Here is a 3,819-nt window from a genome sequence, read left to right on the forward strand (position 1 = left end):
GCGTCCTCCGCCGTCCCCTCCTCGCCGCAGGCCCCGAGGACCAGGGCGAGCGCGGCGAATCCCGACGCCGCGGCGACCGCACGACGGCGACCCGGACGGGTGTCGCGGTCGCTCCTGGTGGCGTGGTCGGCTCGGTGTGCACGTGCGGTCATGGCGGGCCCTCCTCGGTGTAGATGCACCAGCGTGGATGCACCAGCGTGGATGCACCGGTGAATACGGGTGCGGGGGTCGGTATGCGGGGAAGGCTACGTAAGCGACCGCCGACGGCGGGACCGTTTGGCTCGCGCGATATGACCGGTGTCACAATCGAGACGTGTTCGAGACGGGACACACGCCGTCAGCGCGCCTCGTTCGCCGAGGCGGCGGGCATCCCGTGTCCGGGCCGTCGGGGTGAGCCGCGGCCGGATCAACTCCGTTGCTCGCCGACCGCTACTAGGGTGGGACGCATGGGCGCTCATGGTCGTCTGTCCGGATCGCTGATCGTCGGACCCCGGCGCCACGAGGAGGGTGTTCGTCGACTCCTGGCCAGTTTCGAGGCGGTCCCCCGGGGTGAGCCCGTCCGGTTGGCCAAGAAGACGTCCAACCTCTTCAGGCCGCGCGCCTCGTCGTCGTCGCCCGGTCTCGACACCACCGGCCTGACGCGCGTGGTCTCCGTGGATCCCGACGCCCGCACGGTCGACGTGCAGGGCATGTGCACGTACGAGGACCTGGTGGACGCCACCCTGCCGTACGGGCTGATGCCGTATGTGGTGCCGCAGCTCAAGACCATCACCCTCGGCGGTGCGGTGACCGGCCTGGGCATCGAGTCCAGCTCCTTCCGGCTGGGGCTGCCCCACGAGTCGGTGCTGGAGATGGACGTGCTCATCGGGACGGGCGAGATCGTCACCGCCCGCCCCGACGGCACGGACCGCGAGCGCGAGCTCTTCCGCGGGTTCCCCAACTCCTACGGTTCGCTCGGCTACGCCGTGCGGTTGCGCATCGAGCTCGAACCCGTGGCGCGCTATGTCGAACTGCGCCACGTCCGGTTCGACTCCCTCGCCGCGCTCACCGATGGGCTGGCGCGGATCAGCGAGTCCGGGTCGTACGACGACGAGGAGGTCGACTTCCTGGACGGGGTCGTCTTCTCGGCGGGCGAGTCCTACCTGACCCTGGGGCGGCGGACCGACCAGCCCGGTCCCGTCTCGGACTACACGGGAGTGCGGGACAAGCAGGCGATCTACTACCGGTCGATCCAGCACGGCGGACCCGCCGGATCGGTGGCTCACGACCGGTTGACCATCCGCGACTACCTGTGGCGCTGGGACACCGACTGGTTCTGGTGCTCGCGCGCGTTCGGGGTGCAGAACCCCGGCATCCGCCGGTGGTGGCCGCAACAGCTGCTGAGGTCGTCGGCGTACTGGAAGGTCATCGGACTGGATCACCACTACGACCTGGGCAACAGGATCGGCGCGCTCAAGGGCGAGGGGCCGCGCGAACGCGTCGTCCAGGACGTCGAGGTGACCATCGACCGCACCGCCGAGTTCCTCGAGTGGTTCCTGCGCGAGGTGCCCATCGAACCCCTGTGGGTGTGCCCGCTGCGGCTTCGCGAGCGCACCCCGGCGCCGACGTCGGGAGGCGGACCGGCCTCGGACCGGCCGTGGCCCCTGTACCCGCTGGCGCCCGACACCACGTACGTCAACATCGGGTTCTGGTCCTCCGCCCCGATCGAGCCGGGAATGGCCGAGGGGGCGTGGAACCGGCGCATCGAGAAGGCGGTCTCCCGTCTCGGCGGGCACAAGTCGCTCTACTCCGAGGTCTTCTACTCCCGCGAGGAGTTCGACCAGCTCTACGGCGGCGAGCAGGCGGCACTGCTCAAGACGCGATTCGATCCCCAGGGCCGCTTCGCGACCCTCTATGACAAGGCGGTGGGTGCACGGTGACCACGAGCAGGATGACCATCGGCGAGATCGTCGCCGCGTTCGCGACGGGGGAGCCACCCCTGCGGATCGAGGCCTACGACGGGTCGGCGTTCGGCCCGGAGAACAGCGAGCTGGTGCTACGCCTGACGAGTCAGAAGGCACTGCAGTACGTCGTCACCGCTCCGGGTGACCTCGGCCTGGCCCGCGCCTATCTCACGGGTGAGCTGGAGGTCGACGGGGTGCATCCCGGTGCACCGCATGACGTGTTCGGTGCGCTCGAGGTCTTCCGCAAGACCATGACGCACACGCCGGACCTGCGCACGATGGCACGCATCGCCCGCTCGATCGGGCGCGAGAACATCACGATGCTGCCGATCCCCGAGCAGGAGGTGCCCGCGGCGTGGCGCCGCGTCGCGCACGGCATGCGCAGGCACTCCAAGAAGCGGGACTCGGAGGTCGTGAGCTACCACTACGACGTGTCCAACCGCTTCTACGAGTGGATCCTCGGGCCCTCCATGACCTACACCTGCGCCTGCTACCCCGATGCCCGGGTCTCCCTGGAGGAGGCGCAGGAGAACAAGTACCGCCTGGTGTTCGACAAGCTCGGGTTGAAGGCGGGGGACCGTCTGCTCGACGTGGGGTGCGGGTGGGGCGGGATGGTGCGGTACGCGGCCGCCCGGGGGGTCCGGGCGATCGGCGTGACATTGTCTCGCGAGCAGGTCGAGTGGGGACAGGCCGCGATCCGGGCCCAGGGGCTGGGAGAGCTCGCCGAGGTACGGCTGATAGACTACCGCGACGTGCCCGAGCGGGACTTCGACGCGGTCAGCTCCATCGGCATCACCGAGCACATCGGGCGCAGGAACTACCACGACTACTTCACCCGACTACACGGCTACCTGAAGCCGGGGGGTCGACTGCTCAACCACTGCATCACCCGCCCGGACAACTCACGCTCGGTCAAGGCGGGCGCCTTCATCGACCGGTACATCTTCCCCGACGGCGAGCTGGCCGGCGCCGGGACCGTCCACCTCGAGGCGGAGAACGCCGGGTTCGAGGTGGTCCACGAGGAGAACCTCCGCCAGCACTACGCGTTCACGCTGCGCGACTGGTGCGCGAACCTGGTCGAGCACTGGGACGAGGCGGTCGAGGAGGTCGGCGAACCCATGGCCAAATTGTGGGGGCTCTACATGGGTGCCTGTCAGTACGGCTTCGAGCACAACAAGATCCAGCTTCATCAGATCCTGGCCGTCCGACTCGGCGACGCCATGACCTGGGATGTTCCCCTACGGCAGTGGTGGCAGGCGTGAGCCGCCGGCCCTGAGCTGCCGACCCCGTCCGGGCCACGGTCCGTGCCCACTGATGGACCGGCCCGTGGCCCGGACCATCTCACGCACCCGGACCATCTCACGCACCCGGTCCAGGCCGTGCACTCAGGCCAGGTCGAGCGCCAGCAGGACCTGGCCGGTGGGAGCCGGGGAACCGCCCGCGGGCTCCTCGGTGATCCCGATCTGAGCGGAGTTGCGGATCCCGCTGAGCTCGGCGGAGGGGGACGGGCCCACCTCGCCGGACTCCATCGTCCCCGCCGGGATGGGATCGTGATCCGGACCCATGAGCCACAGCTGGTAGGCGCGGCCCTCGGCCGGCTCCGGGATCCCGGTCATGGAGATCACCGCCATGTCGGCAGACATGGACGCGAGCACCGTCGCGCTGCCGGTGCCGCCCACCTGACCGCGGGACACCTCGAGGTCAGGCGCCGTGAGCAGGGAGGTGACCTCGTCCGGCATCGTCGCGGCGGGCGGAGAGGCGACCGGCAGGTTGTCCTCCGGCGCCGCGCCCCCCGTCAGTCGGCCGACGGTCACACCGGCAGCCACCAGCAGGATGGCCGCCGCCGCGGTGGCGACGAAGGTCCACGGCCCGGGGA

General features: G+C 69.9%; 3 protein-coding genes. 2 read left to right on the forward strand and 1 reads right to left on the reverse strand.

Annotation, left to right across the window (positions count from 1 at the left end; translation table 11 throughout):
- Window positions 1-446 precede the first annotated feature (446 nt).
- A complete protein-coding gene (locus G6027_RS10995; RefSeq protein ID WP_182637216.1) occupies window positions 447-1,919 on the forward strand; it encodes an FAD-binding oxidoreductase in 1,473 nt (490 codons plus the stop codon).
- Between the two features lie 11 nt (window positions 1,920-1,930).
- Window positions 1,931-3,205, forward strand: a complete 1,275-nt coding sequence (locus tag G6027_RS11000) for a class I SAM-dependent methyltransferase (protein ID WP_182637218.1) — start codon at window positions 1,931-1,933, stop codon at window positions 3,203-3,205.
- Between the two features lie 123 nt (window positions 3,206-3,328).
- Here the strand turns inward: G6027_RS11000 and G6027_RS11005 are convergent.
- A partial coding sequence (locus G6027_RS11005; RefSeq protein ID WP_182637217.1) for an anti-sigma factor occupies window positions 3,329-3,819 on the reverse strand: 491 nt, incomplete at its 5' end.

This window comes from Dietzia sp. SLG310A2-38A2 (genome assembly GCF_014145095.1).
Taxonomy (GTDB): domain Bacteria; phylum Actinomycetota; class Actinomycetes; order Mycobacteriales; family Mycobacteriaceae; genus Dietzia.